Origin of the sequence: Bradyrhizobium vignae, from assembly GCF_900324035.1 — a bacterium.
GTDB classification, from domain to species: domain Bacteria; phylum Pseudomonadota; class Alphaproteobacteria; order Rhizobiales; family Xanthobacteraceae; genus Bradyrhizobium; species Bradyrhizobium vignae.
In genome coordinates this window covers 5334841-5361469 of record NZ_LS398110.1, presented here as the reverse complement: position 1 = coordinate 5361469, position 26629 = coordinate 5334841, and the positions used below count along the sequence as shown (strand labels likewise).

25 protein-coding genes are annotated in these 26629 nt (G+C 64.6%); 15 read left to right on the top strand and 10 right to left on the bottom strand.

Going from position 1 to position 26629, the window contains the following annotated elements:
- Nucleotides 1–33: 33 nt before the first annotated feature.
- From BRAD3257_RS26095 to ppc, 8 genes are all read left to right on the top strand, one after another.
- Nucleotides 34–843, top strand: coding sequence for a crotonase/enoyl-CoA hydratase family protein (locus tag BRAD3257_RS26095; RefSeq protein ID WP_122404248.1), 810 nt, complete (start codon nt 34–36; stop codon nt 841–843).
- Nucleotides 844–958: 115 nt separating this feature from the next.
- Nucleotides 959–2503, top strand: a complete 1545-nt coding sequence (locus tag BRAD3257_RS26090; protein ID WP_122404247.1) for an acyl-CoA synthetase — start codon at nt 959–961, stop codon at nt 2501–2503.
- Nucleotides 2504–2733: 230 nt separating this feature from the next.
- On the top strand, nt 2734–3138 hold the full coding sequence (locus BRAD3257_RS26085; RefSeq protein ID WP_122404246.1) for a YccF domain-containing protein: 405 nt from the start codon (nt 2734–2736) through the stop codon (nt 3136–3138).
- 310 nt (nt 3139–3448) lie between these two features.
- Nucleotides 3449–3637: a hypothetical protein gene (locus BRAD3257_RS40550; protein WP_181956124.1), complete on the top strand. Its 189-nt coding sequence runs from the start codon at nt 3449–3451 to the stop codon at nt 3635–3637.
- Between the two features lie 416 nt (nt 3638–4053).
- Nucleotides 4054–4272 (top strand): hypothetical protein, encoded by a 219-nt coding sequence (locus BRAD3257_RS39350; RefSeq protein WP_129143533.1) that lies wholly within the window; start codon nt 4054–4056, stop codon nt 4270–4272.
- A gap of 220 nt (nt 4273–4492) precedes the next feature.
- On the top strand, nt 4493–4912 hold the full coding sequence (locus tag BRAD3257_RS40545; RefSeq protein WP_181956123.1) for a hypothetical protein: 420 nt from the start codon (nt 4493–4495) through the stop codon (nt 4910–4912).
- A gap of 323 nt (nt 4913–5235) precedes the next feature.
- The gene (locus BRAD3257_RS39790; RefSeq protein ID WP_122404244.1) at nt 5236–5715 is read left to right on the top strand and encodes a hypothetical protein; all 480 of its coding nucleotides are present in this window, start codon (nt 5236–5238) and stop codon (nt 5713–5715) included.
- 567 nt (nt 5716–6282) lie between these two features.
- Complete coding sequence (gene ppc, locus BRAD3257_RS26060; RefSeq protein WP_122404243.1) at nt 6283–9081, top strand: phosphoenolpyruvate carboxylase; 2799 nt, start codon at nt 6283–6285, stop codon at nt 9079–9081.
- A 131-nt stretch (nt 9082–9212) separates the two neighbouring features.
- Here the strand turns inward: ppc and BRAD3257_RS26055 are convergent, their stop codons facing one another.
- From BRAD3257_RS26055 to BRAD3257_RS26040, 4 genes are all read right to left on the bottom strand, one after another.
- On the bottom strand, nt 9213–10325 hold the full coding sequence (locus tag BRAD3257_RS26055; RefSeq protein ID WP_122404242.1) for an SMP-30/gluconolactonase/LRE family protein: 1113 nt from the start codon (nt 10323–10325) through the stop codon (nt 9213–9215).
- Between the two features lie 116 nt (nt 10326–10441).
- Complete coding sequence (locus tag BRAD3257_RS26050) at nt 10442–11356, bottom strand: SDR family NAD(P)-dependent oxidoreductase (RefSeq protein ID WP_122404241.1); 915 nt, start codon at nt 11354–11356, stop codon at nt 10442–10444.
- Between the two features lie 139 nt (nt 11357–11495).
- Nucleotides 11496–12635 (bottom strand): thiolase C-terminal domain-containing protein, encoded by a 1140-nt coding sequence (locus tag BRAD3257_RS26045; RefSeq protein WP_122404240.1) that lies wholly within the window; start codon nt 12633–12635, stop codon nt 11496–11498.
- Between the two features lie 3 nt (nt 12636–12638).
- On the bottom strand, nt 12639–13052 hold the full coding sequence (locus tag BRAD3257_RS26040; protein ID WP_122404239.1) for a Zn-ribbon domain-containing OB-fold protein: 414 nt from the start codon (nt 13050–13052) through the stop codon (nt 12639–12641).
- Between the two features lie 175 nt (nt 13053–13227).
- Between BRAD3257_RS26040 and BRAD3257_RS26035 the strand changes: the two genes are divergently transcribed.
- The 4 genes from BRAD3257_RS26035 to alkB all read left to right on the top strand — a co-directional run bounded on the left by BRAD3257_RS26035 (nt 13228) and on the right by alkB (nt 16818).
- Complete coding sequence (locus tag BRAD3257_RS26035; RefSeq protein ID WP_122404238.1) at nt 13228–14577, top strand: amidase; 1350 nt, start codon at nt 13228–13230, stop codon at nt 14575–14577.
- Nucleotides 14570–15256, top strand: coding sequence for a DUF2848 domain-containing protein (locus tag BRAD3257_RS26030; protein WP_122404237.1), 687 nt, complete (start codon nt 14570–14572; stop codon nt 15254–15256). The genes BRAD3257_RS26035 and BRAD3257_RS26030 overlap by 8 nt, the downstream gene beginning before the upstream one ends.
- Nucleotides 15257–15408: 152 nt before the next feature.
- A complete protein-coding gene (locus tag BRAD3257_RS26025) occupies nt 15409–16155 on the top strand; it encodes a 2OG-Fe(II) oxygenase (protein WP_122404236.1) in 747 nt (248 codons plus the stop codon).
- Between the two features lie 9 nt (nt 16156–16164).
- Nucleotides 16165–16818 carry a DNA oxidative demethylase AlkB gene (gene alkB, locus BRAD3257_RS26020; RefSeq protein ID WP_122404235.1) on the top strand — a complete coding sequence of 218 codons (654 nt, stop codon included), beginning with the start codon at nt 16165–16167 and terminating at the stop codon, nt 16816–16818.
- A 63-nt stretch (nt 16819–16881) separates the two neighbouring features.
- On the opposite strand, the gene BRAD3257_RS26015 is transcribed toward alkB, so the two are convergent.
- From BRAD3257_RS26015 to hpaH, 6 genes are all read right to left on the bottom strand, one after another.
- Nucleotides 16882–18510 (bottom strand): thiamine pyrophosphate-dependent enzyme, encoded by a 1629-nt coding sequence (locus BRAD3257_RS26015; protein ID WP_122404234.1) that lies wholly within the window; start codon nt 18508–18510, stop codon nt 16882–16884.
- Between the two features lie 25 nt (nt 18511–18535).
- Entirely contained in the window at nt 18536–19405 is an 870-nt protein-coding gene (locus tag BRAD3257_RS26010; RefSeq protein ID WP_122404233.1) for a fumarylacetoacetate hydrolase family protein, read from the bottom strand.
- Nucleotides 19405–20388 carry a 3,4-dihydroxyphenylacetate 2,3-dioxygenase gene (hpaD, locus tag BRAD3257_RS26005; protein WP_122404232.1) on the bottom strand — a complete coding sequence of 328 codons (984 nt, stop codon included), beginning with the start codon at nt 20386–20388 and terminating at the stop codon, nt 19405–19407. Before hpaD ends, BRAD3257_RS26010 begins: the two co-directional genes overlap by 1 nt.
- A gap of 140 nt (nt 20389–20528) precedes the next feature.
- Complete coding sequence (hpaE, locus tag BRAD3257_RS25995) at nt 20529–22055, bottom strand: 5-carboxymethyl-2-hydroxymuconate semialdehyde dehydrogenase (protein ID WP_122404231.1); 1527 nt, start codon at nt 22053–22055, stop codon at nt 20529–20531.
- On the bottom strand, nt 22048–22446 hold the full coding sequence (locus BRAD3257_RS25990; RefSeq protein WP_122404230.1) for a 5-carboxymethyl-2-hydroxymuconate Delta-isomerase: 399 nt from the start codon (nt 22444–22446) through the stop codon (nt 22048–22050). Before BRAD3257_RS25990 ends, hpaE begins: the two co-directional genes overlap by 8 nt.
- A gap of 31 nt (nt 22447–22477) precedes the next feature.
- Complete coding sequence (gene hpaH, locus BRAD3257_RS25985) at nt 22478–23284, bottom strand: 2-oxo-hept-4-ene-1,7-dioate hydratase (RefSeq protein WP_122404229.1); 807 nt, start codon at nt 23282–23284, stop codon at nt 22478–22480.
- Between the two features lie 111 nt (nt 23285–23395).
- Between hpaH and hpaR the strand changes: the two genes are divergently transcribed.
- The 3 genes from hpaR to BRAD3257_RS25970 all read left to right on the top strand — a co-directional run bounded on the left by hpaR (nt 23396) and on the right by BRAD3257_RS25970 (nt 26496).
- Nucleotides 23396–23914, top strand: a complete 519-nt coding sequence (hpaR, locus tag BRAD3257_RS25980) for a homoprotocatechuate degradation operon regulator HpaR (RefSeq protein ID WP_122404228.1) — start codon at nt 23396–23398, stop codon at nt 23912–23914.
- Between the two features lie 115 nt (nt 23915–24029).
- Nucleotides 24030–24806 (top strand): HpcH/HpaI aldolase family protein, encoded by a 777-nt coding sequence (locus BRAD3257_RS25975; protein ID WP_122404227.1) that lies wholly within the window; start codon nt 24030–24032, stop codon nt 24804–24806.
- A 166-nt stretch (nt 24807–24972) separates the two neighbouring features.
- The gene (locus tag BRAD3257_RS25970) at nt 24973–26496 is read left to right on the top strand and encodes a UxaA family hydrolase (RefSeq protein WP_122404226.1); all 1524 of its coding nucleotides are present in this window, start codon (nt 24973–24975) and stop codon (nt 26494–26496) included.
- The last annotated feature ends 133 nt before the right edge of the window (nt 26497–26629 follow it).

Sequence of the window (26629 nt, the reverse complement as noted above, 5' to 3'; positions counted from 1 at the left end):
GCGGCACTGAACAAGAACAGGGAGAATTCGTCCATGGAAGATCGCGTCTCGATCTCGATCTCGGAAGGCGTCGCCGACGTGCGACTGGTGCGCAGCGACAAGATGAATGCGCTGGATCAGCCGATGTTCGAGGCCCTCGTTGCCGCAACCGACCGACTTTCCAGGGAAAAAAGTGTCCGCGTCGTCGTGCTCTCAGGTGAAGGCCGCGCCTTCTGCGCCGGGCTCGACATGGGGCGTTTCGCCGCCATGAAGGAGAAAGGCGGCGATGGAATTCCGGGTGGCGAAAATCGGGATCTCACGGTGCGCACGCATGGCAAGGCGAATTTTCCGCAGCAGGCAGTGTGGGGTTGGCGCCAGCTTCCGGTGCCGGTCATCGCGGCGGTGCACGGCGTTGCCTTCGGCGGCGGCTTCCAGCTCTCGCTCGGCGCCGACATGCGCTTCCTGGCGCCCGATGCGCGGATGTCGATCATGGAGATCAAATGGGGTCTCGTCCCTGACATGGCGGGCACGCCGATCCTGGCCTCACTGGTGCGCGACGACGTCTTGCGCGACCTCACCTACACGGGCCGCATCTTCTCCGCCCAGGAGGCGATGACGTATGGGCTCGCCACGCGCATCTGCGATGACCCGCGCGCCGCGGCGCTGGAGACCGCGCGCGAGATCGCCGGCAAGAGCCCCGATGCGATCCGTGCGGCCAAGCGGTTGCTGAACAATCTCTTGGTCGATCCGGGCCCGGCGCTGCTCGCCGAGTCCGTCGAGCAGCAGAAGCTGATCGGCAGCCCCAACCAGACCGAAGCGGTGCGCGCCAACCTGGAAAAGCGTGCGCCGAAGTTCGCGGATTAGCCCTTGTCGTTCCGGGATGGTCCGAAGGACCAGACCTCGGGTGCGCAATTGCGCACCAGAGTTCGGCTCTCCGAGCCGCCCCGGAATGACCAACACAACAACAAAGAAAAACAAAATGAGCGAAACGTCCCCATTCCTCGGCATCGTCTCCGGCGACCGCCGCCGTTCCCATGCCGAAGTCGCCGATCGCGCCGACCGCATCGCGAGCGGCCTTGCCAAAATCGGCGTCAAGCAAGGCGATTGCGTCTGCATGCTGATGCGCAACGACATCGCCTTCCTCGAAGCCGCCTACGCCGCGATGCGCCTGGGCGCCTACGGCGTGCCGATCAACTGGCACTTCAAGCCGGAGGAGATCAATTACATCTTGAACGACACCGGCACGTCCGTGCTGATCGGGCACGCCGACATGCTGCACGCGCTGCGCGATGCGATCCCGCGCGGCGTCACCGTGCTCAGCGTGCCGACGCCGCCGGAGATCCGCTCCAACTACAAGATCGATCCGGCTCATCTGGCGACGCCTAGCTTCGCGATCGATTTCGAATCCTGGCTCGCGCAGCAGCAGCCCTATGACGGCCCGGTCGTGCCGCAGCCCATGAACATGATCTACACCTCGGGCACGACAGGCCATCCCAAGGGCGTCCGGCGGAAGGCGCCGACGCCGGAGCAGCAGGCCGCCGGCGAGCGCATGCGCGCGATGATCTATGGACTGAAGCCCGGGGCCCGCGCGCTGCTGCCGGGCCCGCTCTATCATTCCGCGCCGAACTCGTTCGGCATCCGCGCCGGCAAGCTCGGCGGGGTACTGGTGCTGATGCCGCGGTTCGAGGCGGAAGAATTTCTGCAAGCGATCGAGCGATACAAAATCGACACCATCTTCATGGTGCCGACCATGTTCATCCGCCTGATGAAACTGCCGGAGGCAGTCCGCAACAAGTACGACGTCTCGTCGCTGCGCCACGTCATCCATGCCGCCGCGCCGTGCCCGGCCGACGTCAAGCGGGCCATGATCGAGTGGTGGGGACCGGTGATCTACGAATTCTACGGCTCGACCGAGTCCAGTGCCGTGACGTTTGCGACCTCCGAGGACGCGCTGAAGAAGCCCGGCACGGTCGGCAAGATATCGCCCGGCGCCGAGCTCCGCTTCATCGGCGAGGACGGCCGCGTGCTCGGCGTGGGTGAGATCGGCGAGATCTATTCCCGCATGGCGGAGCTGGCCGACTTCACCTATCACAACAAGCCGGAGAAGCGCGCCGAGATCGACCGCGACGGCTTCATCACCTCCGGCGATGTCGGCTATATCGACGAAGACGGCTACGTCTTCATCTGCGACCGCAAGCGCGACATGGTGATCTCGGGCGGCGTCAACATCTATCCGGCGGAGATCGAGTCCGTGCTGCACGCGGTATCAGGCGTGCATGATTGCGCGGTGTTCGGCATCCCCGACGCCGAATTCGGCGAGGCGCTGATGGCGGTGGTCGAGCCGCAAGCCGGCGTCACGCTCGATGAAGCCGAGGTTCGCGCCGCGCTGAAGGCGCATCTCGCCGACTACAAGGTGCCCAAGCACATCGAGATCCGCACCGAGCTGCCGCGCGAAGACTCCGGCAAGATCTTCAAGCGCCGCCTGCGCGATCCCTATTGGGAGCGGGCGGGACGGAAGATCTGAGGTGATGCCGTAAGGGTGGGCACGCGCGTCCGCCGTCGCTCGAAGAGCGAAGGCGGACGCGCGTGCCCACCAAATTCGCTGACGGAGACAGATCGTGGGCACGTCGCAAGGGCCCCTTTGCCTACGAGACTTCGCTCCATCCGGATCTACGTCTTGCGGGCATTGAAGCGTCTTAGCAGGGACAGATTTCGATCCTATATAGATGGCGTCATCCACCTCCGGATCATGTCATGACCCCCGTCTCCATCCTCCTCAACATCGTCTGGATCCTCATCGGAGGCGCCTGGATGGCGTTTGGCTGGCTGATCGCCGCGATCATCATGGCCATCACCATCATCGGCCTGCCCTGGGCGCGGGCGGCCTTCAACATCGCGGTCTACACGCTGCTGCCGTTCGGTTCAAAGGCGGTCAGCCGCTACGAGGTCACGGGTGTCGAGGATATCGGCACCGGCCCGCTCGGGGTGATCGGCAACATCATCTGGTTCATGCTGGCCGGCTGGTGGCTGGCGCTCGGCCACCTCGTGACCGCACTGGTGCTCGCTGTCACGATCATCGGCATCCCCTTCGCCTGGGCCCATCTGAAGCTTGCAGGCATCGCGCTCTGGCCGATCGGCAAGGTGATCGTGCCGGCATAGGCCCGTGACCGTGAACGTCGGCTTTCGACGGCAGAGCGGAAGTCGCGCGGTTTGGCCATCATTGACGGCTTGTGGACCCATGCCGGTCGTCGCCTGTCCGTCCGACACGTCGTTTTCGGGCTGCTCGTCTCGCGCATCTCACGTACATGACAGGAAGAAAGTTAACCACTTTGATTTAACCTAATTTAATATTGAAGACATTAAATCGTATAAAGTGCCACGATACCCGAGCAAGCTTTTGGGGCAGGGCGTTGCGGGCGCACGTGCCCTGGTGGCCCAAGCTCGTTCTATCGGAATGGAGCTGGCTGGCATGGATCGAGAAGACCTTGACGCGATGTCCATCGATGAGTTGTGGGCGCTTCACACTGAGGTCGATCAGATCCTCGCTGCGAGGCTCCTTGCGGAAAAGCGCGAACTCGAAAAGCGGCTCGATCAGCTCGGCCAAGGAGCAAAAGCAAACCCGAACGAACCGGCAAAGAACTCCCCGGCGAAGCACTAGAATGCGAAAGCCGGTTTCTGGCGGGAACCGGGGTTCTGTTATATTTAGTGATTGAAATGAATTAACGTAATTTAATTAATTCGGAGCTCGATGGGGGTTTAATTGCAGCAACCGTGAGGGGCTCGATGTCCTCATCCGAACACAAATACCGGCGCGAGTTTTTGAAGACCTGCGGAAAATTCGCGGCCGTAACTCCTCCTGCCGTAACCATGCTGCTTTCGAGATCAAACTCGGTCGCGGCGTGTGGCGGGGAGGGCGCGGGGGCCCATAAACACTATCATCACAAACGCGGTGAAGATTAGCTGAGGGTCGCCGACCGGGGCGCGGCCTTACTGCTCATCTCTTCTCGCGACGAAATCGGTGGAGAACCTTCGGAGGTTCGAACCCTCGGTACGTCGCCACGCGGAGGACCGGCCATGAGTGGTCTCCATCATCTCCAGACTTCCCCGGCGGCCCTGGCCCGGGCCGATCTTCTCAAGTCGGCCAAGGTGCCGGCGGGCAATCCCTGGGTGGATGCCGCTGCCGCTCTTCTTCGTCACCGTTTCGAAGCGCTCGCTTCTCAGCTCGCCGAACTGGAAGCGCTTCGCGAACGAGTGCTTGAGGCTGAGCAGAAGCTCGACCCGAGTTTCACCTGATGAAAAGCTAGGTCGGGCAACAGCAAGCACCGCTAGCTTGATGAACTCGGCCCCGTTCCGCTTCTGGGCCTCTGAAGAGTGCTGCCGCGCCAAAGAAATAGGGCGCCATTGGAGGCAGATATGCTCAGATCGGTGATCAAGTCTACTGTCATAGCAGCGTTGTTGATCACCTTGATTAACCCGCCGGTCATCACCCAGGCCTTTGGCCACGGGAGCGGTGGTGGCGGTGGTGGTGGTGGCGGCGGTGGTGGTGGTGGTGGTGGCGGCAGCGGTGGTGGTGGCGGCAGCGGTGGTGGTGGCGGCAGCGGTGGTGGCGGCGGCGGCGGTGGTGCCGGTGGCGCTGGAGCTGGAGGTGGAGCTGGCAGCGGTGGTGCCGGTGGCGCCGGAGCTGGCGGCAGTGGTGCCGGTGGCGCGGGAGGCGCTGGAGCTGGCGGCAGTGGTGCCGGTGGCGCGGGAGGTGCTGGAGCTGGCGGCGGTGGTGCAGGAAGCGCTGGTGGTGCCGGCAGCGGTGGTGGGGGTGACGCTGGTGGTGCTGGATCCGCGAACGGCGGTGCCGGTGGCGGTTATGGCGGGGGCCATGATTATGCTGGTGCATCCAGCTTGCCCTACTCGAGCCGGCTGGGCACGAACATGCAGATGATCCAAAGAAGCAATGCTTGGCCTCGCGGTGGTTGGGTTCGTGGCGATACTTTTTTTTATGGGTTCCGCGAACGCGCGCCCCGGCTGCGGTGGGATATGTGGAGGTACGCAGCGCCCTCATCTGATCTCCACAGGCTTCACAAGGCTCAGCGAACAAGGATCAAGCCGCACGAAATGCGGAAGATATCGTCGGACCAGAAATCTGTGCAATCGTTCGGGGCGCGAACCTCAGTGGACGCCCATCGCCGAGGGCGCGATGATGCGACAGCTGCCAGCGGACCGGTAAATCGCTCGCGGGTCGAAGTTCAGGCAGCGCCGCCATCCGTGATCGAGCGTCAGGAAGAGCAAAGGACTGGCGCGGCGCCGGTAGATGTCCCGGCGGATGTAGTTAAGGTCACATCGCCACCCGCGATCGAGCGCAAAAGCGAGGAAACGATCGGCACGGCACTCGTAGACGCGGATGTCGCTCAAGTCAGCCCGCCATCCATCATCGAACATCACGACGCGTCGATAACGAGGTCACTCGAAGGGCTGGTCATGATGATGGCACTCGTGGCACTTGGTTTTGTCCCATTGCTCATTCGCCATAGGTATGCCCAACGCGTGTTAGCCTATGCTGCGACGCGTCGCTCCGAAGCACAAGTTGGCGATGCTCGCCCCGTCTACTTACTTTGTCCACCGCGGATCGAGGCCGATCCAGATCTCGTATCCAATCTGGAAGCCTCCGTGAAAAACGTTCTCGACACAATCAAGGAGGCGGAGGCCGAGATCGCTCTCTCGCGACAGCTCCGAAGACCCTCGTGAAGCCGAGACCCTCGCTTTGTCAGTACACCACGTGCAGGGAAAAGAGCGCGCCATAAGCCGTAAAACCATTGCGCAGGGAAGGCCGGGAGCCCGGCATCACCTGTGGTCAACACGCGTGCGTTTCTCGCGTGCGGACCCTGGGTGCCAGCCGGCGCCCGGCCTTCCCTGCGCCCTTTCTTCTCGATGAGGGCGAAACGGTCAGCAGAGCTCGGGCGGAGCGCGCCGCGAGACCGCGAAGACATGCTTGTTGAAAGACTGATTGTTTTCTTGTGCCCCGGACGCAGCGCAGCGCGCCCCCGGCGATGCAAGGCATCGTCCGGTGCGGCGTGATGCACTGCAGAGCCGGGGCCCAGAATGCGGCGATGTGCTCTTCGGCTCCTGGTCCCGGCTCTGCGCCGCAACGCCCGCAACGCCAAGGGCGTTGCAGCGCGTCCGGGACGCGAGCCTCGCCGGCAGTGTGCACCGCCCCCAACTTCACCTTGCACTGCGGTAGAAAAATAGCGCACACTCCTCCCGACCGGGGAGCCGAGCCAGCTCTTCAAGAGAGCGCTTGAAGGGGAGCGAGCCATGTCCCTCCAGACCGTACCATCCGACCCCACTGAGCATCGCCCCAATCGCCCTGAGGACGTCCAGGCGATGGAGGCCGATGCGCGGCTGCGGGACGACATCCGCCTGCTCGGGCGCATCCTCGGCGACACCGTCCGCGACCAGGAAGGGGCCGACGTATTCGACCTGGTCGAGCGTATCAGGCAGACCTCGATCCGTTTTCACCGCGATGAGGACCGGCTCGCCCGCCGCGAGCTCGAGCAGATTCTCGATAGCATGTCGATCTCCGAGACGGTGCGGATCGTCCGTGCCTTCAGCTATTTCTCGCACCTTGCCAACATCGCCGAGGACCAGAACAACATTCGCCAGATGCGCGCGCGCAGCGCCGCCAGGAGTGGCGGCTCCGGCGTGCTGGCGGAAACGCTCGCCCATGCCAGGGACGCCGGCATCGGCCCTGACCAGCTGCGCAACTTCTTCAAGACCGCGCTGGTCAGCCCGGTGCTGACCGCGCACCCGACTGAGGTCCGCCGCAAGAGCACCATGGACCGCGAGATGGAGATCGCAGCCCTGCTCGACCGCCGCGAGCGGGTCGCCATGACAGCGGAGGAGGCCGACGCCAGCGACGAGCAGCTCCGCCGCGAGGTGCTGACGCTGTGGCAGACCAATCTCTTGCGCCGGACCAAGCTCACCGTGCTCGATGAGGTCGCCAACGGCCTGTCGTTCTACGACTACACTTTCCTGCGCGAGGTGCCACGCCTGATCAACGCGCTGGAGGACCGGCTGGACGAGCGCGGCGAACAGGCTGCGAGCGAGCTCGCCTCGTTCCTGCGCATGGGCAGCTGGATCGGCGGCGACCGCGACGGCAATCCCTTCGTCACCGCCGACGTGATGCGCGGCACGCTGCGGCTGCAGTCGAGCCGGGTGATGCAGTTCTATCTGAACGAGTTGCACGTGCTCGGCTCGGAGCTGTCGATCGCGGCGCATCTCGCCGACGTCTCCGAGGAGCTGCGCACCTTGGCGGAGCGCTCGCCGGACACCTCGCCGCACCGGAGCGGCGAGCCTTATCGCCTTGCGGTTTCCGGCATCTATGCGCGCCTGACCGCGACGGCCGAAAAGCTCGAGGTCGAGATCACGCGCCGGCCGGTCGGCAAAGCGGCGCCATACGAGAGTGTCAGGGAGCTGCAGGCCGATCTCGACGTGCTGCATCGCTCGCTGATCTCCAACAACGCGCGCGTTATCGCCCGCGGCCGGTTGCGGCATTTGCGGCGCGCGGTGGACTGCTTCGGCTTCCATCTGGCGCGGCTCGACATCCGCCAGAACTCGGCAGTGCACGAGCGCACCATTGCCGAGCTGATGGACGCCGCCAACCCCGGCATGTCCTATCTCGCGCTCGGCGAGGACGCGCGCATCTCGCTGCTCACCAATGAATTGCGCTCGACGCGCGCGCTGGTGTCGCCCTTCGTCAAGTACAGCGACGAGACCATGGGCGAGCTCAACGTCTTCCATGCCGCCGCGGAAGCGCATGCGAAATTCGGCTCGGATGCCATTCCCCAATGCATCATCTCGATGTGCAAGGGCATGTCCGACATGCTCGAGGTCGCCGTGCTCCTGAAGGAAGTGGGCCTGGTCCATCCTTCAGGGCGCAGCGCCATCAACATCGTGCCGCTGTTCGAGACCATCGAGGATCTGCAGGCCTCGAGCGGCATCATGGACCGCATGCTGTCGCTGCACGATTACCGCCGCCTCGTCGACAGCCGCGGCAGCGTGCAGGAGGTGATGCTCGGCTATTCCGACTCGAACAAGGACGGCGGCTTCGTAACTTCGGGCTGGGAGCTCTACAAGGCCGAGATCGGCCTCGTCGAGGTATTCGAGCGCCATCATGTGCGGCTGCGTCTCTTCCATGGCCGCGGCGGCTCGGTCGGCCGAGGCGGTGGGCCGAGCTATGACGCCATCATCGCGCAGCCGGGCGGCGCCGTGAACGGCCAGATCCGCATCACCGAGCAGGGCGAAATCATCTCGTCGAAATATTCCAACGCCGAGGTCGGACGCAACAATCTGGAGATCCTCGCCGCGGCAACGCTCGAAGCAAGTCTGCTGCATCCGCGCCAGAGCGCGCCTCGCCGCGAATACCTGACTGCGATGGATGAATTGTCGAACCTCGCCTTCAAGGCCTATCGCGGCCTCGTCTACGAGACCGAGGGCTTTGTCGATTACTTCTGGGCTTCCACGGTCATCAACGAGATCGCAACGCTGAACATCGGCAGCCGCCCGGCCTCGCGCAAGAAGACCCGCGCGATCGAGGATCTGCGCGCGATCCCGTGGGTGTTCTCCTGGGCGCAATGCCGCCTGATGCTGCCGGGCTGGTACGGCTTCGGCAGCGCCGTGGAGCAGTGGATTGCGGAGCATCCCGACAAGGGCATGCCGTTCCTGAAAGAACTCTACACGGAATGGCCGTTCTTCCGCATGCTGCTCTCGAACATGGACATGGTGCTGGCGAAGAGCTCGATCGCGATCGCCTCGCGCTATGCCGAGCTCGTGCCGGACGAAGCCTTGCGCGAGAAGATCTTCGGCCGCATCCGCCGCGAGTGGCATTCCTGCATCGAGACGCTGCTCGACATCATGGGGCAGGACCGCTTGCTGCAAGGCAATCCGCTGCTGGAGCGCTCGGTGCGGCACCGTTTCCCCTATCTCGATCCGCTCAACCACGTGCAGGTCGAGCTCTTGAAAGAGCACCGCGCGCAGAATCCCGACGAGCAGGTGCTGCGCGGGATTCAGCTGACGATCAACGGAATCTCGGCGGGGTTGCGGAATACGGGGTAGGGCGAGGCAGCCCGCCACACCCTCGCTCGTCATGGCCGGGCTTGACCCGGCCATCCACGTGCCTCTGCAACCACGGGACAGGCATGGATGCCCGGGTCAAGCCCGGGCATGACGAACAGAGTGCCGGGCATTCAACAGAAATGCGCCCCCTGCGTCTCCACATAGACCGCATAGAGCGACTGGCTCGCGGTCATGAACAGGCGGTTGCGCTTCTTGCCGCCGAAGCAGACATTGGCGCAGGTCTCCGGCAGCAGGATCTGGCCGATGCGCGCGCCGTCGTTCGGCGCGAACACCTGCACGCCGTCGTAGCCCGGCCCGACCCAGCCCGCGCCGACCCAGATGTTGCCTTCGGTGTCGACGCGCAATCCGTCCGGGAAGCCCGACTTGCCCTCGAGCTTCATGTCGATCAGCTTCTTCGGGTTCGACAGCTTCGTCCCGTCGATGTCGTAGGACCATACCACATTCTCGGCCTGCGGATAATGCGTGATGCCGGTGTCGCAGACATAGAGCTTCTTGTAGTCGTGGGAGAAGGCGATGCCGTTCGGCTTGAACGGCTCGTCCGCGACTTTCGCCAGTTGGCCAGTTTGCGTGTCGAGGCGATAGACGGCTTCCTTCTGGTGTGGCTGAACCGAGCCTGTGTTGGCGAGCTTGCCCTCGTAGATGCTGATCGCGCCGTAGCCGGGATCGGTGAACCAGATTGCTTTGTCGTTGGGATGCACGACCATGTCGTTCGGGCCGTTGAGCGGCTTGCCGTTTGCCTGCTCGGCCAGCGCTGTCACCGAACCGTCATGCTCGTAGCGGACAAGGCGGGTGCGCTCGGCACTGATCTGACGTCCCTCGGTGTCGAATGAATTGCCGTTGGCCTCGTTCGACGGCTTGTGGAACTGCTCGGAGATGTGGCCGTCGTCGTCGAGATAGCGCAGCTGCCGGTTGGCCGGGATGTCGCTCCAGACGAGATATTGGCCTTGCGCGTTCCACGCCGGCCCCTCCGCCCAGAGGCAGCCGGTATAGAGCCGCTTGATCGCGGTGTTGCCGACCTTGGCCTTGAAGCGTTTGGGGTCGATGACGACGATGTCTCGGTCGGGATAGCGCTGCGGCTCGGCGTTGGCCCCGAAGTCGCGGGCGTCGGCGTTGGAGGCGAGCAAGGTCGATGCAGCGAGTGTCGCCGCACCTTGCAGCAGGGTGCGGCGGTCGAGACCGCTGCTGGCCGTTGTGTCGTTGGGGTTGGTCAGTATTCTTGTCATGGTTTCCTCCCAAAGTTTCGTTGGGAGGACACCATTCGCCCGCATTCAGGCGTAAACCGGGGCGATCTCCGGCCGAGACAACCGAAGATCGCAGGGCAGGAATGCCGGAAATGCGGCTAGACGGGATCCCAAGTAAAGATGTCGGCGGAGCGGTCGAGCTTGTAGAACGAGCCCTTCAGCGCCGGCATGCCGTGTTCCGCGATGGATTGCGGCGTCCAGCCTTCGCTCCGCTGCACCGAGCGGATCGGGCGGTTCTGGCTGAACAGGAAGATCTCGTTCATGCGCACGCCGAAGATCTGGCCGGTGACGTCCTTGGCGGAATCGCCGAGCAGATAGCCGCAGAGCGGCGCGATCTTCTCCGGTCCCATCTGCTTGATCTTCTCGACCCGCGCCTTCTCCGCCTCGGTCTCGGTCGGGATGGTGCCGATCATGCGCGTCCAGGCGAATGGCGAGACGCAGTTGGAGCGGACGTTGAAGCGGCCCATGTCGAGCGCGATCGACTTCGACAGCCCCACGATGCCGAGCTTGGCCGCGGCGTAATTCGCTTGTCCAAAGTTGCCGATCAGGCCGGAGGTCGAGGTGAAATGCACGAAGGAGCCCGACTCCTGCTCGCGGAAGATCCGCGCCGCAGCGTGGCTGACGTAGAACGAGCCCATCAGGTGCACCTTGATGACGGCCTCGAACGCTTCCACGCTCATCTTGTGGAAGATCATGTCGCGCAGGATGCCGGCATTGTTGACGACGCCGTCGAGCCGGCCGAAATGATCGGTCGCGGTCTTCACGATCTTGCTGGCGGGGATCGCTTCCGCGACGCTTTCGAAATTGGCGACCGCGCTGCCGCCGCGCTTCTTGATCTCCTCGACCACTTCCTCGGCGGGCGCGGCGTTCGAGCCGGCGCCGTCGGCGGCCCCGCCGGGATCGTTGACCACGACCTTGGCGCCTTCGGCAGCACACAGCAGCGCGATCTCGCGCCCGATGCCGCGGCCTGCGCCGGTGACGATGATGACCTTGTCTTGCAGTGATTTCGTCATGCTAGCCTCTCTATGTTGCCGTCGCGGCCGCAGCTAACCAAGCTCGTCATGCGCGGGCGTGACCCGCGCATCCATCTTCAGAAGAGGATGGATTGCCGGGTCAAGCCCGGCAATGACGAGCAAATGTTGTCCGAGCCGCTTACCTCTCGTTCGTGAACACGATCGTGCCTGATGCCGCGAACATGCCGCCGACGCCATGGCACACCGAAATCTTCGCATTCGGCACCTGCGCCGGTGCTATCCCGCGCATCTGGCGCACGCTCTCCTGAAGCGCGTACATGCCGTACATGCCGGAATGCATGTAGCTCAAACCGCCGCCATTGGTGTTGAGGGGCAGTTTCCCGCCCGGCCGCGTGTTGCCGTCGGCGATGAACTTCCCGGTCTCCTCGTACGGCATGAAGCCGAGATCGCCGAGGCCGAACAGCGGCAGATGCGCAAAGGCATCGTAGATCATGAGGTGATCGACGTCCTTGTGTGTGATGCCGGCCTCCTTGAAGGCCAGCGGGCCCGCAACTTTGAACGCGCGCGAGGAGTTGAACGTCTCCATCTGGCTGACCATCGGCGTTTCCACGCTCTCGCCCGTGCCCATGATGTAGACGGGCTTCGTTGGAAAATCCCTGGCACGGTCGGCCGAGGTCAGGATCAGCGCGCCGCCGCCGTCGGTGACGAGGCAGCATTGCAGCAGCCGGAACGGATAGGCGATCATACGCGAGTTGAGCACATCGGCGACCGTGATCGGGTCCTTCATCATCGCGCGCGGATTCTTCGCCGCCCATTCCCGCTGCACCACCGCCACCGAAGCAAGCTGCTCATGCGTGATGCCGTAGGTCTTCATGAAGCGCAGCACGGGAATTGGGAACATGCTCGGCGGGCCGTAGACGCCATAGGGCGCTTCGAACTGGCCCTGCAGGCTGTCTGCGGGAATCGAGCGCGGCAGCTTGCCGATCATCGACTTGCCGCTCTCGGCATGGGTGATCAGCACCGTCTTGCACAGGCCCGCCTCGATCGCCGCCGCCGCATGGCGGACGTGCAGCATGAAAGAGCAGCCGCCGACCGAGGTGCCGTCCACCCAGGTCGGCTTGATGCCGAGATAGTGGCAGACCTGCTGCGGTGTTTCGACCGCGGTGGCAAAGCCGTCGATGTCGGACAGCTTCAGCCCGGCGTCGGCAATGGCATTGAGCGCCGCATCCGCATGGAGCTGGAGCTGCGAGGCGTTGGGGATGACACCGAGCTCGGTCGTCTCGGCCGCGCCGACGACGGCAACCTGGTTCCTGCGCATGACTTACCCCTTCACCGGACGGAACACGGGGAGGGTGATCTTGTCGTCGAGTGCCTCGAAAGCGACCTCGAGCTTCATGTCGAGCTCGAGTGCCTCAGGCGTCTGCGGGCAATCGATGATGTTGCTCATCATCCGCGGGCCTTCGTCGAGTTCGACCACCGCGATGGCGTAAGGCGGCGTGAAGCCCGGCGCGGCGGGGCGATGGTTGATCACGTAGCTGTAGAGGAAGCCCTTGCCGCTCGCCTTGAAGATGCTGACCTTGCGCGAGGCGCAGGAGGGGCAGAACGGGCGCGGCGGGAAGTAGACATGCGCGCAGGCATCGCAGCGCTGCAGGCGCAATTCGCCGGCTTTCGTGCCGTCCCAGAAATGCTGGGTCTCCGGCGTCGGTTTCGGTCGCGCGCGCTGCGGTTCGGCCATTCGGAACGCCCTCCCAAGGGCAGGCTTCACGCCCGCCTGTTTCGATCTTGATGCGACAATCGACCATCGTGCGTCAACGGTCCAGCAATGCGCATGCATGCCATCATGCGCACAATGCTTGTGTCGAACCGAGCCAGCGGTATAGATTGCGCGCGAAATATTCCGTGAGACAGACATGCCCGATTTTCCGACACTGGCGAAGCTCGCCGAAGACCTCGAAAGCGGCCGCACCACCGCCCGCAAGCTGGTCGAGGCATGCCTCGCCAAGATCGCCGACCCCGCCGGTGAGGGCCGCCGCACCTTCATCCATGTCGATAAGGACGCGGCGCTGACCACCGCCGATGCCATGGATGCCCTGCGCAAGGTCAAGGCGGCGCCGTCGCGCTATGCCGGCATCCCGATCTCGATCAAGGACCTCTTCGACATCAAGGGCCAGGTGACGCGCGCCGGCTCCCGCGCGCTCGACGATTCCCCGGCGGCCGAGCAGGACGCGGCCACGGTATCGCGGCTGCGCAAGGCCGGCTTCGTGCTGATCGGCCGCACCAACATGACCGAGTTCGCCTATTCCGGCATCGGTATCAATCCGCATTACGGCACGCCGAAGGGCGCCTGGAACCGGGCCGAAGGTCACGTGCCCGGCGGCTCCTCCTCCGGCGCGGCGGTCTCCGTGCTCGACGGCATGGCGCATGGCGCGCTCGGTACCGACACCGGCGGCTCCTGCCGCATTCCAGCCGCCTTCAACGGCATCGTCGGTTACAAGCCGACGCAGCGGCGCGTGCCGCTCGATGGCACCGTGCCGCTGTCGTTCTCGCTCGACAGCATCGGGCCGCTGGCGCGATCGGTCAGCTGCTGTGCCATACTCGATGCCGTGCTCGCGAACGAGCCCATCGTCGCGCTGAAGCCGCGGCCCGTAAAGGGCATGCGGCTGGCGGTGCCCACCACGATCGCGCTCGATGATCTCGATGCGGAGGTCTCCGAGACCTTTGAGCGCGCGCTGAAGACGCTTGCCGACCATGGCGCCGCCATCGAGCGCATCGAGATGTCCGAATTCCACGACATCGGCCCGATGAACGCCAAGGGCGGCTTCGCTGCCTCCGAGAGCTATGCCTGGCACCGCTATCTCATCACGTCCAAGGGCGACGTCTACGATCCTCGCGTGTCGGTGCGCATCATGCGCGGCGAGGCGCAGAGCGCGGCCGACTACATCGATCTCCTCAACGAGCGCCGCTCGCTGATCGCGCGCGTCAATGCGCGCATTGCGCCCTATGACGCTCTGGTGCTGCCGACCACCGCCAACACGCCGCCGAAGATTTCCGATCTCGCCGACGACAAGGCCTTCACCACTCAGAACCTGCGCGCGCTGCGCAATTGCACCCTGATCAACATGATCGACGGCTGCGCCATCTCGCTGCCCTGTCATCGCGCGGGCGACGTCCCGGTCGGCCTGATGCTGGCGGGCGCGGGCGGCTCGGATCGCCGTATCTTTGAACTTGCCGCCGGCATGGAGGCCGTCATTCGTGTTTGACCTCACTTTCACCATCGACGCCCAGGACACCACCACGCCGCTGACCTTGGCGATCGACCAGATGGTCATCGCCGGCTGGACCGGCCGCGATCCGGTCGCGCGCGACAAGCACATCGCCGAGCTACAGGAGATGGGCATCGCCCCGCCGGCCTCCACGCCGATCTACTACCGCGCCTCGGCGCGGCGGCTGACCCAGGAAGACCGCATCGAATGCAGCGGCGGCGATTCCAGCGGCGAGGTCGAGTTCGTGCTGATCGGCTGGCAGGGCCGCATCTTCGTCGGCTGCGGCTCCGATCACACCGACCGCAAGGTCGAGGCCTATAGCGTCACGGTCTCCAAGCAGATGTGCGACAAGCCGATCGCCTCGACGCTGTGGGAGCTCGAGGACGTCATCGGTCATTGGGACAAGATGATCCTGCGCTCCTACGCCACGATCAAAGGCGAGCGCGTGCTCTACCAAGAGGGCACGCTGGATGCGATGCTCCCGGTCGCCGACCTCATCGCGCGCGGCTTTGATGGCGGGAAGCTGCCCGATGGCTGCGCCATGTTCGGCGGCACCTTCGCCGCCAAAGGCGGCATCCGCCCTGCCGACCGCTTCGATTTCGAGATTGAAGATCCCGTGCTGAAGCGCACGATCAAGCACGGCTACGACGTGGTGACGCTGCCGGTGAGGGGCTGATCTCTCCCCGCCGTCGTTGCGAGCGAAGCAATGCAGGCTGGTTCCGAGCAGGGACTCTAGATTGCTTCGTCGCAAGGGCTCCTCGCAATGGCGGGGGATAGTCATCGGAAATCGGGTGGCCGTGGGGGCGTCGTATTGCGAGAGTCGCAGCCATGACAGCAACCGCACGCAAATCGTCCCATTCTCCCTCCATTGACCTCGCCGGGCAGATCGACGCACTGGATTGGCCGCAAATCACCGCGGAGCTCGACTCCCAAGGCTGCGCCGTCCTGAAGAACCTGCTGACGTCGGACCTATGCCGCGCCATGGCCGAACTCTATCCGGACGATACGCACTTCCGCAGCCGCATCGTCATGAGCAGCCACGGCTTCGGTCGCGGCGAGTACAAATATTTCTCCTATCCGCTGCCCGAGCTGATCGCGCAGCTGCGCCCGGCGCTCTATGCGCATCTCCAATCCGTCCCCAATCGCTGGAACGAGGCGATGGGGATCGACATCCGCTATCCCACAGCGCATGCGGCATTCCTGAAGCGCTGTCACGAGGCAGGGCAGGCGCGGCCGACGCCGCTGCTGCTGCAATATGAGGCTGGCGACTACAACTGCCTGCACCAGGACCTCTATGGTGAGCACGTGTTCCCGCTCCAGGTCGCGATCCTGCTCTCGGAGCCCGGACGCGATTTCACCGGTGGCGAGTTCGTGCTGACCGAGCAGCGCCCGCGCATGCAGTCCCGCGTCGAGGTGGTGCCGCTCGCGCAGGGTGATGCGGTCGCCTTCGCTGTGCATCACCGCCCGGTGCAGGGGACACGCGGCACCTACCGCGTTAATCTCCGCCATGGCGTCAGCCGTATCAGGTCCGGCCGTCGCCACACGCTGGGTGTGATCTTCCACGATGCCAAATGAGCGCTGCGATTGACGGGTGATCTGTTCGACAATGTCGCCGAGGCGCAGCGCTCACGCGAGCAGATCGCGGACGGTGCCGTGCTGCTGCGCGGCTTCGTCAAGCCGATCGAGAGCGAGCTGGTCGATGCGGTGCGGGCCATCGTCGCGCAATCGCCGTTCCGCCGGATGACCACGCCCGGCGGCTATCAGATGTCGGTGGCGATGACCAATTGCGGCGAGCGCGGCTGGATCACCGATCACACCGGCTATCGTTACGATCCCATCGATCCGCGCACCGGCGCGCCTTGGCCGGCGATGCCGCCGGTGTTTTGCGATCTCGCCCGCCGCGCGGCGGAGCAGGGCGGCTTTGCCGGCTTTGCGCCCGATGCCTGCCTCGTCAATCGCTACGAGCCCGGCACGCGGCTGTCGTTGCATCAGGACAAGGACGAGCTGGATTATTCCGCGCCGATCGTCTCGGTCTCGCTCGGCCTGCCCGCGACCTTCCTGTTCGGCGGCCTCGCGCGCGCCGACAAGCCGCGCCGCTTCCGACTAGTTCATGGCGATGTCGTGGTCTGGGGCGGGGCCTGCAGGCTCGCCTATCACGGCGTCGCGCCGCTCGCCGATGGCGAGCATCCGCTGCTGGGAAGGAAGCGGATCAATCTGACATTTCGCAGGACGCGCTAGGGACCCGTCGTTCCGGTGGCGCGCGCTAGCGCGAACTATGGTGCGCATCGCCCCGGAACGACACTAAGGCTTCGGCGGATGAATGAACGCCCACGGGCTCACCTCCGAATCCCTGGTCACCTCGACCGAGATCAGATACGGCCCGCCATGGCTGAGCGCCTTCTCCATCGCCGCCTTGAACTGATCGGGCGCGGTCACGCGTGCTGCGGCCACGCCAAAGGACTCCGCGAGCTTGACGAAATCCGGATTGACGAGGTCCGACGCCACCACGCGGCCGTCGAAGCGTTCGCGCTGGTCGCGTCGGACATTGCCATAGGCGTTGTTGTTGAACACGAGCGTCACCACGCCGATGTTGAACTGCACGGCGGTGGCAAGCTCCTGCACGCCGAACATGAAGCCGCCGTCGCCGGTGATCGCCACCACCGGCTTGTCGGGGTTGGCGACCTTGGCGCCGAGGGCGGTCGGAAAGCCCGAGCCGAGCGTGCCCTGGTAGCCCGAGGTGATGAAGGTGCGCGGCTGGTACACCGGGAAGCCGTACCAGGAGGCGAAGCCGACCTGCGACAGTTCATCGGTGACGATCGCGTTGTGCGGCAGCACCTCGCGCAGGATGTCGAGATAGGCCATCTGCGGCTGGATGCGCTGGATCTCTGATTGCGCCGCCGCAGTGGCTTCGCGGATGTCTCCGCGCCGGCCGCGGCCCTTGGCATAGCCGACCTTCTTCACGGCGGCGACGAGATCGGCGGTGCCGGCCTTCGCATCGGCGACAATCCCGACATCGGCGGCGAGCCGGCGCATCTCGGCCGGATCGATGTCGATACGAATGGATTTCAGGCCGCTCGGTTGACAGGGCCAGCGGAAACCGGATGCCGGCAGCTCCGCGCGCGTGCCGATCGCGATCATCAAATCGGTTGTCGGCCACAATCTGTAGGCCGCCGCCATGGTAAGGCCGAGCTCGTGCGCGTTGGAGACGATGCCGCGGCCGCTGCGGAAGGCGACCACGGGCGCATCGATCATCTCGGCAAGCTCGAGGATCTCCTCGCGCGCGTCGATCGCGCCGCTGCCGACGAAGATCATCGGCGACTTGCCCGCCTTGATGAGCGCGGCCGCCTGCTTGATCGTATCAGGATCGGGTTGCGGCGCGGGCAGCGGCTCCAGCACCTGGGCAGCTGCCGTATTCGCGCGCTGGGTGAAAACGTCCCAGGGCATCTCGACCGAGGCGGGACCGCGCCGTCCCGACATCATCTCCTGGAACGCGCGCGCGACGACCGTCGGCGCGTTGCCGGGAGATTCGATGCGCTCGGCCCATTTCACATAGGTGCGCAAGGTCGCGAGCTGGTCCGGCATCTCGTGCAGATGGCCGCGGCCCTTGCCCAGGAACGGCGTCGGCACCTGGCCGGTGACGCACAGCACCGGCTCGTTGCAGCCGAACGCGGTGAGCAGAGCCGCGCTGGCATTGAGCACGCCGGGGCCTGGCACCACGCTGAACACGCCGGGTCGGCCGCTCGAGCGCGCATAGCCGAATGCCATGTAGCCGCAGGCCTGCTCATGCCGCGCGCCGATCACCTTGAGCTGGGCCTGATGAAACGCGTCGAACAGGCCGTAGACTTGCGCGCCAGGCAGGCCGAACACGGTGTCGACGCCATGGGCGACGAGCCCGCTTACGATCGCTTCGCCGCCGGTGAGGGTGGTCATTGCACTATTCCACTTTGGTTGTTGGTCAGGCTTCGTCGATGATGCCGTTGCGTAGAGCGCCGATGCCCTCGGCCGCGATCTCGACGACGTCGCCGGGCTTCAGGTATCGCGGCGGATCGAACCGCGCGCCCGCTCCGGTCGGCGTGCCCGTGACGATGATATCGCCGGGGACGAGGGTTGCGAAGGTCGAGATATAGTTCATGAGATAGCGGAACGGAAACATCAACCGGCTGGTGCGATCGTCCTGCCTGAGCTCGCCGTTGACATGCGTGGTGAGACGAATGTCCGCAATCTGCGATTCCGATGTGTAGGGCACGAGCCACGGGCCGAGACTGCCGCTGGAGTCAAAGTTCTTGCCCTGGGTGACGTTGAACTTGGCATGACGCAGCCAGTCGCGCACCGAGCCCTCGTTGCACAGCGTCAGCGCCGCGATGTGGTCGAGCGCGGCGCTTTCTGGAATGTGCCGGCCCTGCTTGCCGATCACCAGCACGATCTCGCCCTCATAGTCGAGCTGCGCGGAAGCACGCGGGCGGACCAGCGGCGTGTCGTGGCCGACGAAGGAGCGTGGGCTCCGCATGAACATGCTGGGATATTTCGGCGCGTCCTGGCCGTCCCTGTATTCGGCGTTACGGTCGGGATAGTTGACGCCGATGCAGATGATCTTTTCCGGCGCGGGCACCGGCGGCAGCCAGGTGATGTCGGCGAGCGCGTGATCGGGCGTGCGGCCGGTGGCCTCCTCGGCGAGGCTCACGAGCTTGCCGGCCGCGATCACCTCGCGCAGGGTCGGATAGTCCTTAGCGTAACGCGCCGACAGATCGATGATGCCGCCGTCCACGACGGCACCATAGCGGGTTGCACCCTTGACGGAATAGGTGGCGAGGCGGGGGAGTATCATCAATCCGCCACCAGCACGTCGGCCACGAATCTCGGCTCGCGCACTGCCTGGCCCGTAAAGGGCGAGCCTTGCTCGAACCAGGAGCGCGGGGCAGGCGCGCCCCACAGCGTCTGGCGGCGCGGATCGCGCAACGACCAGCGCAGCGGCTCATGGTCGTGATCGCCGGTGAAATAATCGCTGGTGTAGAGCTCGAGGCGGTGGCCGTCGGGGTCGCGGACATAGAGGAAGAACGCGTTCGAGATGCCGTGACGTCCCGGGCCGCGCTCGATGTTCTTCACGAACCCTTGCGAGGCCATGACGTCGCAGAGATGAATGATGTTCATCGCCGTCGGCGTCCAATAGGCGAAATGGTGCAGCCGCGGGCCCTTGCCGTTGGTGATGGCAAAATCGTGGACATTGCCTTTGCGATGCATCCAGGCCGCGGCGATGCGCCCGTTCGGGCCGTCCTCCTCGGCATATTCGGTGAGGCGGAAGCCGAGCCGGGCGTAGAACTCCATCGTGTCCTGCACTTCGGCAGCGAACACGTTGAAATGGTCGAGCCGTTGCGGATGGCAACCCCGGTAGAGGTCGTAGCGGCGCAGCAAATGCGGTCGGCGATCCATCGATGCATAGAGCTCGATCTGGAAGCCGAAGGGATCGGTGAACTGCAGCGTGCGGCCCTGGAACGGCTGATCGGCGAAGGCGTAGCTGAGGCCGTGCTCGGACAGGAACGCGGCCGCCTTGTCGAGATCTTTGTCGTTGCCGACCTTGAAGCCGAGCCTGTTGCAGGCGGGCACGGCTGCCTTGCGCAGCACCAGCGAATGATGCTGATGCTCCTCGGCGGCGCGCAGGTACACGACCTTGTCGTCGGCGTCCTCGACATGCAGGCCGACGGTGGTCTCGTAGAACGAGCGACTCAGCTTCAGGTCGGTGACGTCCAGCACGACGTGGCTGGAGCGGATGATGTTGAACGGTGGCTCGAAGACGTGTTGCGGTACGGGCATGTACGTTTCCCCTCGTCCTGTCATTCCGGGGCGGTCCGCAGGACCGAACTATGGTGCGCAATTGCGCACCTGAGAATCTCGAGGTTCCGGGTTCTCCGGGCCGCGCTTGCGCGGTCCCGTCACCCCGGAACGACGAAGCGTTAAATTCCCAGCTTCTGAATCTTGTGCGTGCCCCGCGCCAGCGAGACGTGCTTGGTTTCCATGTAGAAGTCGAATGAATAGTCGCCGCCGTCGCGGCCGATGCCGGAGGCCTTCATGCCGCCGAACGGCGTCGGCAGATGGCGGACGTTCTCCGAGTTCAGCCAGATCATGCCGGCCTCGAGCGCATCCGCAACGCGCAGCGCGCGGCCCATGTCGTTGGTCCAGACATAGCCGGTGAGGCCATAACGGATGTCATTGGCGATCTCGACGGCGTCCTTTTCGTCCTTGAACGGCAATACCGTGAGGAACGGGCCAAACACCTCCTCCTGCGCCACGCGCATCTTGCCGTGCGCGCCGGTCACCAGCGTCGGCTCGACATAGTGTCCGCCGCCCGGGCCGTCATAGGCCTTGCCGCCGACCGCGATGGTCGCGCCGTCCTGGCGTGCGACGTCGAAATAGGAGCAGACTTTTGCGAGGTGGCGCTCGTGGATCAGCGGCCCGATCTCGGTGGCGGGATCGAGGGGATGGCCGATCCTGAGCGCCTTCACGCGCGCGGTCAGCTTCTCCACGAACTTCTCCGCGATGCTCTGCTGGATCAGCAGGCGGCTTGATGAGGTGCAGCGCTCGCCGTTGAGCGAGTAGATCATGAACACGACGGCATCGAGCGCGCGGTCGAGATCGGCATCGTCGAACACGATCACGGGGTTCTTGCCGCCGAGCTCGAAATGCACCCGCTTCAGCGTGGGCGCGCCCTGAACCATGATCGCCGAGCCGGTCGCGCTCTCGCCGACGAAGCCGATCGCCTTGATGGCGGGATGCTCGGTCAGAGCCTTGCCGGCCTCTTCGCCAAAGCCGTGCACGGTGTTGAGAACGCCGGCTTCCTTCACGAGCCTCGCCAGAATGGAGGCCGTCACCGGCGACCACTCGGCCGGCTTGTGCACGACAGTGCAGCCGGCGGCCAGCGCCGGGGCGATCTTCCAGGTCGAGAGCATGAACGGCGTGTTCCACGGCGTGATCACGCCGACGGGGCCGATCGGCACGCGGGTCGAGATGTTCCAGTGCTCGTCGCTCGGCGTGTTGAGGCCGTCGCGCACTTCGGCGCATTTGTCGGCGAAGAAGCGAAAGTTCTCTGCGGCGCGGATCGCGGCCTTGGCCATGAAGCGATAGGCCTGTCCGGTGTCGATGCATTCGAGCACGGCGATGTCTTCGGCATTGTCCTCGATCGCATCGGCCACCCGATGCAGCAGCTTGCGCCGCATCGCAGGCCCCATGTCGCGCCAGGACTTGAAGGCGATCGCCGCGGCCGTTGCTGCCGCGTCGACATCCTCCGCATTGCCACGCGCGACGCTGGCGAGCACGGCGCCATCGACCGGCGATTTGGTCTCGAATGTCTCGCCCGAGATCGAGGCGACGGTCTTGCCGTCAATCGTGTGGCCGATGCCATCAGCGCGCAGCGTCTTCAGCAGCGGCGCGACGCGGTCGCGGTTGGCCTGAAATACGTCGGCTTTCGGCGTGGGCTTATCCATGGGCAGCCTCTACTTTCAGGGCGTCGTGGATGTTGTTGCGCTTCCAGCTCGTATCCTTGTCGTTGATCTGCATGTCGAACGATAGGGCGAACTTGCTGGCGGCGAAAACGGGATCGAGATGTCTTGAGAGCGCCTGGAAGACCTGCTCGCCGGCCTTCTGGCGCGTGGGAAGGTCGCGGCCCTCGCCGATGCGCAGCACCATGTCGAGAAAGCCGTAATCCTGCCGCGCGTCGGCGATCGCATAATGCTCGCACTTCACGGCGCGGACGCGGATGCCGCCGAGCGGGAAGATGCCGGTCTCGACCGCCGCCTTGCGCACCACTTCGCAGACCGCGCCGATGTCGAGACGGCCATCGAGATTGGCCGAATATTCGATGGTGAAATGCGGCATCGCGGTTTCACTCCCTGTCTTCTTGTCCGCCTTAAGCGAAGTAGCAGCTCACCGAGCCGTAGGCGCCATAGTCGGCTTGAATTGTGTCGCCCTTGCGGGTCTCGATCGGACGGATGAAGGAGCCGGCGAGCACGACCTGACCGGGCTCCAGCGCAAGGCCGAGCGGCGCGATCTTGTTCGCAAGCCACGCCACGGCTGTCGCAGGATGATTGAGCACGCCGGCGGCAAGGCCGGTTTCTTCCAGCTGGCCGTTCTTGAAGCAGAGCGCCCCGATCCAGCGCAAATCGGCGTCGAGCGGACGGATCGGCCGTCCGCCGAGCACGATGCCGGCATTCGCCGCATTGTCGGCGATGGTGTCGAAGATTTTTCGCGTGGCTTTGGTCCTGGGATCGACGCGCTCGATTCGCGTGTCCAGGATCTCCAGCGCCGGCACGACGAAGTCGGTGGCGTTGAGCACGTCGAACAGCGTGCACGCAGGACCGGTGAGGCGCTTGCTCATGACGAAAGCGAGTTCAGCCTCGACGCGCGTCGCGATGAAGCGCTCGGTCGGAACGAGGCCGCCATCGGCGAAGAACATGTCGTCGAGCAGCACGCCGGAATCCGGCTCGTCGATATTGAGCGCGCTCTGCATCGCCTTCGAGGTCAGGCCGATCTTGTGGCCCTTGACGATGCGCCCCTCCGCGATCTTGACGTCGACCCAGGCCTTCTGAATCGCGTAGGCATTGGCAATGGTGATGTCAGGGAAATCCTGCGAGAGCTGGCGAATCTGCGAACGGGTCTTCTCCGCCTGGTGCAGACGCCTCGCGCAGACCTGGATATCGTCGTTGGAAAGCGCCATTCGTCATCATACAAATCGTGGTGCCCGGAGATACTTAACATGTTAAATGAATGCGTCAAACGGAATCTCGGGTTGTTGCACTGCAAACGTTTTGCAGTCTGAAAGGGCGTCATGAGCAAGAGACCGGCTGACCCCGCCAACGGAAGCGTGCCTGCCGCGCGCCAGGTGCCGATGCGCGACTTCTCGCGCTCGCTACCGATGTCGCTGCTGCGGGCGCGCGAGGCGGTGATGCGGCAGTTCCGGCCCTCGCTGCGCGAGCACGGCCTGACCGAGCAGCAATGGCGTATCCTGCGGGCGTTGGCGGCCATCGAGGCTGTCGAGGTCACGGAACTCGCGCGTACGGCCTTCCTGCTCGGGCCGAGTCTGTCGCGCATCCTGCGCGACCTCGAGGCGCGCAACCTGATCGAGCGCAAGACGGCGAAGGCGGACCAGCGTCGCAGCATGGTCTCGATCTCGAAGGAGGGCGTGAAGCTGATGGCCGCGGTGGCACCGACGTCGGAAGCGATCTATGCCGAGATTACGCGGCGCTTTGGCGCACGTAAGCTCGCCGAATTGCAGGAGATGCTCGGCGAGCTCGAGCACAGCCTCGCCGGGCTCCGAAGCGCGGATGATACCCTCGCGGAGGGATGAGCCCAGATATGCGTGCGTGCGCGGTCAGAGCCATGGACATTCACGCTTTTTTTCGCTCAAAGTGCGGCCCAATGCGATCCGCGGCGAGTGAGAGCAACAGGGAAGGAAAGGCAACGTGGCGAACAAAGTCAAAGAGATCTGGAAGTCGGGCAAGGCCGTGGTCAACGCGTGGCTGGCAATTCCCTCCGGCTTCTCGGCGGAGATGATCGCGCAATGCGGCTTCGACAGCGTCACCGTCGACATGCAGCATGGCGTGCAGGACTATCTGTCGATGGTGCAGTGCTTCCAGGCCATGGACAAGCATCCCGTGACCCCGATGGTTCGCGTGCCCTGGAACGAGCCCGGCATCATCGGCAAGGTGCTGGATGGCGGCGCCTATGGCGTGATCTGCCCGATGGTCAACACGCCGCAGGAAGCCCGGAACCTGGTCTCCTATGCGAAATATCCGCCGAAGGGCGTGCGCTCCAACGGTCCGATCCGCGCCGGCATGTACGGCACTGCGGGCTCCTACCAGAAGACGGCCAATGACGAGATCGTGCTGCTGCCGATGATGGAGACCAGGACCGCGGTCGAGAACATGGAAGCGATCCTCGACGTCGAGGGCATCGACGGCGTCTATATCGGCCCGTCCGACCTCGGCTTCTCCTACGGCCTCGAGCCCAAGCTCGACCGCAGCGAGCCCGAGATCCTCGCGATCTACGAGAAGATCGTCAAGGAATGCGGCAAGCGCGGCCTCAACCCGGGCATCCATTGCAGCGGCGCCGAAGGCGCTGCGCGCGCCATCAACATGGGCTTCAAGCTGGTGACGCTGTCCAACGAAGTCGGCCTGATGACGACCTATGCCAAGATGCAGGTCAACGCGACCCGCAAGGATTCCGGCGGCAAGGCCTGATGCTCTCGCGTCCCGGACGCGATGCAGCGCGTAGCGCTGTTTCGCAGAGCCGGGACCTGGAAGCCAATGAAGCACATGACGTAAGCCTGGGCCCCGGATCAACAGCGCACCGCTATCGCGCTGCGCAGCGTCCGGGGCACGATAGTTTCGATACAGGAGACCACCCATGACCATCAGCCCCGTCATCCGCCTGCATCCCGATGATGGCGTGGTGATCGCGCGCGCGAGCCTGCCGCCGGGAACATTGGTCGCAGACGGCGTGACCACGGTCGATCGCATTCCCTCCGGCCACAAGGTCGCGATCAAGCCGATCGCAACGGGCGAGCCGGTCAAGCGCTACGGCCAGATCATCGGCTTTGCCACCCAGGCCATCGCGCCCGGCCAGCACGTGCACACCCAGAACTGCGGCATGGGCGACTTCGCCAAGGACTACGCCTATTGCGCCGACGTCAAGCCGACGCCGAATTTCGACCTGCCGGCGACGTTCGAAGGCATCCGCCGCGCGGACGGCCGCGTCGCCACGCGCAACTATATCGGCATCCTCACCTCGGTGAATTGCAGCGCGCATGTCGCAAGCCTCGTCGCCGACGTCTTCAAGAAGAATCCCTTCACCGGCGACAATCCGCTGGCCGACTTCCCCAATGTCGACGGCGTGGTCGCGCTGACCCACAAGACCGGCTGCGGCATGACGCAGAACGAGCCGCTCGCGCTGCTCCGCCGCACCCTCGGCGGCTACGCGCGGCACGTCAATTTCTCCCATGTCATCGTGCTCGGCCTCGGCTGCGAGGTGAACCAGATCGGTGGCCTCATGGAAGAGCAGAAGCTCGCCGGCCGCTTGCGTGCGATGGACATCCAGGAGGTCGGCGGTACCCGCAAGACGGTCGAAGCAGGCATCGCCTTCGTGCGCGAGGCGCTCACTGACGCCAACAAGGTCAAGCGCGAAACCGTGCCCGCGAGCGAATTGACCGTGGCGCTGCAATGCGGCGGCTCGGACGGCTATTCCGGAGTATCAGCCAATCCTGCGCTCGGCGCTGCCAGCGATCTCGTGGTGCGTCACGGCGGCACCGTGATCCTGTCGGAGACGCCGGAGACCTACGGCGCCGAGCATCTGCTCGCGCGCCGCGCGATCAGCCGCGAGGTCGGCGAGAAGCTGGTCGATCTCATGCGCTGGTGGGACGAATATACCGCGCGCGAAGGCGCCGAGATGAACGCCAATCCGAGCCCCGGCAACAAGGCCGGCGGCCTCACCACCATTCTGGAGAAGTCGCTCGGCGCGATGGCGAAGGCCGGCACCACCAATCTCGTCGAGGTGCTGCGCTACGCCGAGCCCGTCACCAAGAAGGGGTTCGTCTTCATGGACACGCCCGGTTACGATCCCGTGGCTGCGACCGGCCAGGTCGCCGGCGGCGCCAACCTCGTCTGCTTCACCACCGGCCGCGGCAGCGTGTTCGGCTGCAAGCCGGCACCCTCGATCAAGCTCGCCACCAACACGCCCATGTACAAGCGCATGGAAGAGGACATGGACGTCAATTGCGGCACCATCCTCGAAGGCGAGGAGAGCGTCGAACAATGCGGCCAGCGCATCTTCGATCTCATCCTCAAGACTGCCTCGGGCCAGCCGACCAAGAGCGAGAGCTTTGATTTCGGCGGCGCCGAGTTCGCGCCATGGGTGCTGGGTGCGACGATGTAAGAAAGTGAATGGCGAATAGGGAGTGACGAATAGGACGGGCAAGCTTATTCGCTATTCGCCACTCACCATCCGCCCGTGCCGTAGGCACCCTCTGCCCGTTGTTAGTGCTTGATCACGCTGACCTCAGGTGTTC

What these genes read in the sequence shown, in the direction of transcription:
- BRAD3257_RS26095 (WP_122404248.1), top strand. Translation starts at nt 34, where the DNA reads ATGGAAGATCGCGTCTCGATCTCGATCTCGGAAGGCGTCGCCGACGTG.
- BRAD3257_RS26090 (WP_122404247.1), top strand. Translation starts at nt 959, where the DNA reads ATGAGCGAAACGTCCCCATTCCTCGGCATCGTCTCCGGCGACCGCCGC.
- BRAD3257_RS26085 (WP_122404246.1), top strand. Translation starts at nt 2,734, where the DNA reads ATGACCCCCGTCTCCATCCTCCTCAACATCGTCTGGATCCTCATCGGA.
- BRAD3257_RS40550 (WP_181956124.1), top strand. Translation starts at nt 3,449, where the DNA reads ATGGATCGAGAAGACCTTGACGCGATGTCCATCGATGAGTTGTGGGCG.
- BRAD3257_RS39350 (WP_129143533.1), top strand. Translation starts at nt 4,054, where the DNA reads ATGAGTGGTCTCCATCATCTCCAGACTTCCCCGGCGGCCCTGGCCCGG.
- ppc (WP_122404243.1), top strand. Translation starts at nt 6,283, where the DNA reads ATGTCCCTCCAGACCGTACCATCCGACCCCACTGAGCATCGCCCCAAT.
- BRAD3257_RS26055 (WP_122404242.1), bottom strand. Translation starts at nt 10,325, where the DNA reads ATGACAAGAATACTGACCAACCCCAACGACACAACGGCCAGCAGCGGT.
- BRAD3257_RS26050 (WP_122404241.1), bottom strand. Translation starts at nt 11,356, where the DNA reads ATGACGAAATCACTGCAAGACAAGGTCATCATCGTCACCGGCGCAGGC.
- BRAD3257_RS26045 (WP_122404240.1), bottom strand. Translation starts at nt 12,635, where the DNA reads ATGCGCAGGAACCAGGTTGCCGTCGTCGGCGCGGCCGAGACGACCGAG.
- BRAD3257_RS26040 (WP_122404239.1), bottom strand. Translation starts at nt 13,052, where the DNA reads ATGGCCGAACCGCAGCGCGCGCGACCGAAACCGACGCCGGAGACCCAG.
- BRAD3257_RS26035 (WP_122404238.1), top strand. Translation starts at nt 13,228, where the DNA reads ATGCCCGATTTTCCGACACTGGCGAAGCTCGCCGAAGACCTCGAAAGC.
- BRAD3257_RS26025 (WP_122404236.1), top strand. Translation starts at nt 15,409, where the DNA reads ATGACAGCAACCGCACGCAAATCGTCCCATTCTCCCTCCATTGACCTC.
- BRAD3257_RS26015 (WP_122404234.1), bottom strand. Translation starts at nt 18,510, where the DNA reads ATGACCACCCTCACCGGCGGCGAAGCGATCGTAAGCGGGCTCGTCGCC.
- BRAD3257_RS26010 (WP_122404233.1), bottom strand. Translation starts at nt 19,405, where the DNA reads ATGATACTCCCCCGCCTCGCCACCTATTCCGTCAAGGGTGCAACCCGC.
- hpaD (WP_122404232.1), bottom strand. Translation starts at nt 20,388, where the DNA reads ATGCCCGTACCGCAACACGTCTTCGAGCCACCGTTCAACATCATCCGC.
- hpaE (WP_122404231.1), bottom strand. Translation starts at nt 22,055, where the DNA reads ATGGATAAGCCCACGCCGAAAGCCGACGTATTTCAGGCCAACCGCGAC.
- BRAD3257_RS25990 (WP_122404230.1), bottom strand. Translation starts at nt 22,446, where the DNA reads ATGCCGCATTTCACCATCGAATATTCGGCCAATCTCGATGGCCGTCTC.
- hpaH (WP_122404229.1), bottom strand. Translation starts at nt 23,284, where the DNA reads ATGGCGCTTTCCAACGACGATATCCAGGTCTGCGCGAGGCGTCTGCAC.
- hpaR (WP_122404228.1), top strand. Translation starts at nt 23,396, where the DNA reads ATGAGCAAGAGACCGGCTGACCCCGCCAACGGAAGCGTGCCTGCCGCG.
- BRAD3257_RS25970 (WP_122404226.1), top strand. Translation starts at nt 24,973, where the DNA reads ATGACCATCAGCCCCGTCATCCGCCTGCATCCCGATGATGGCGTGGTG.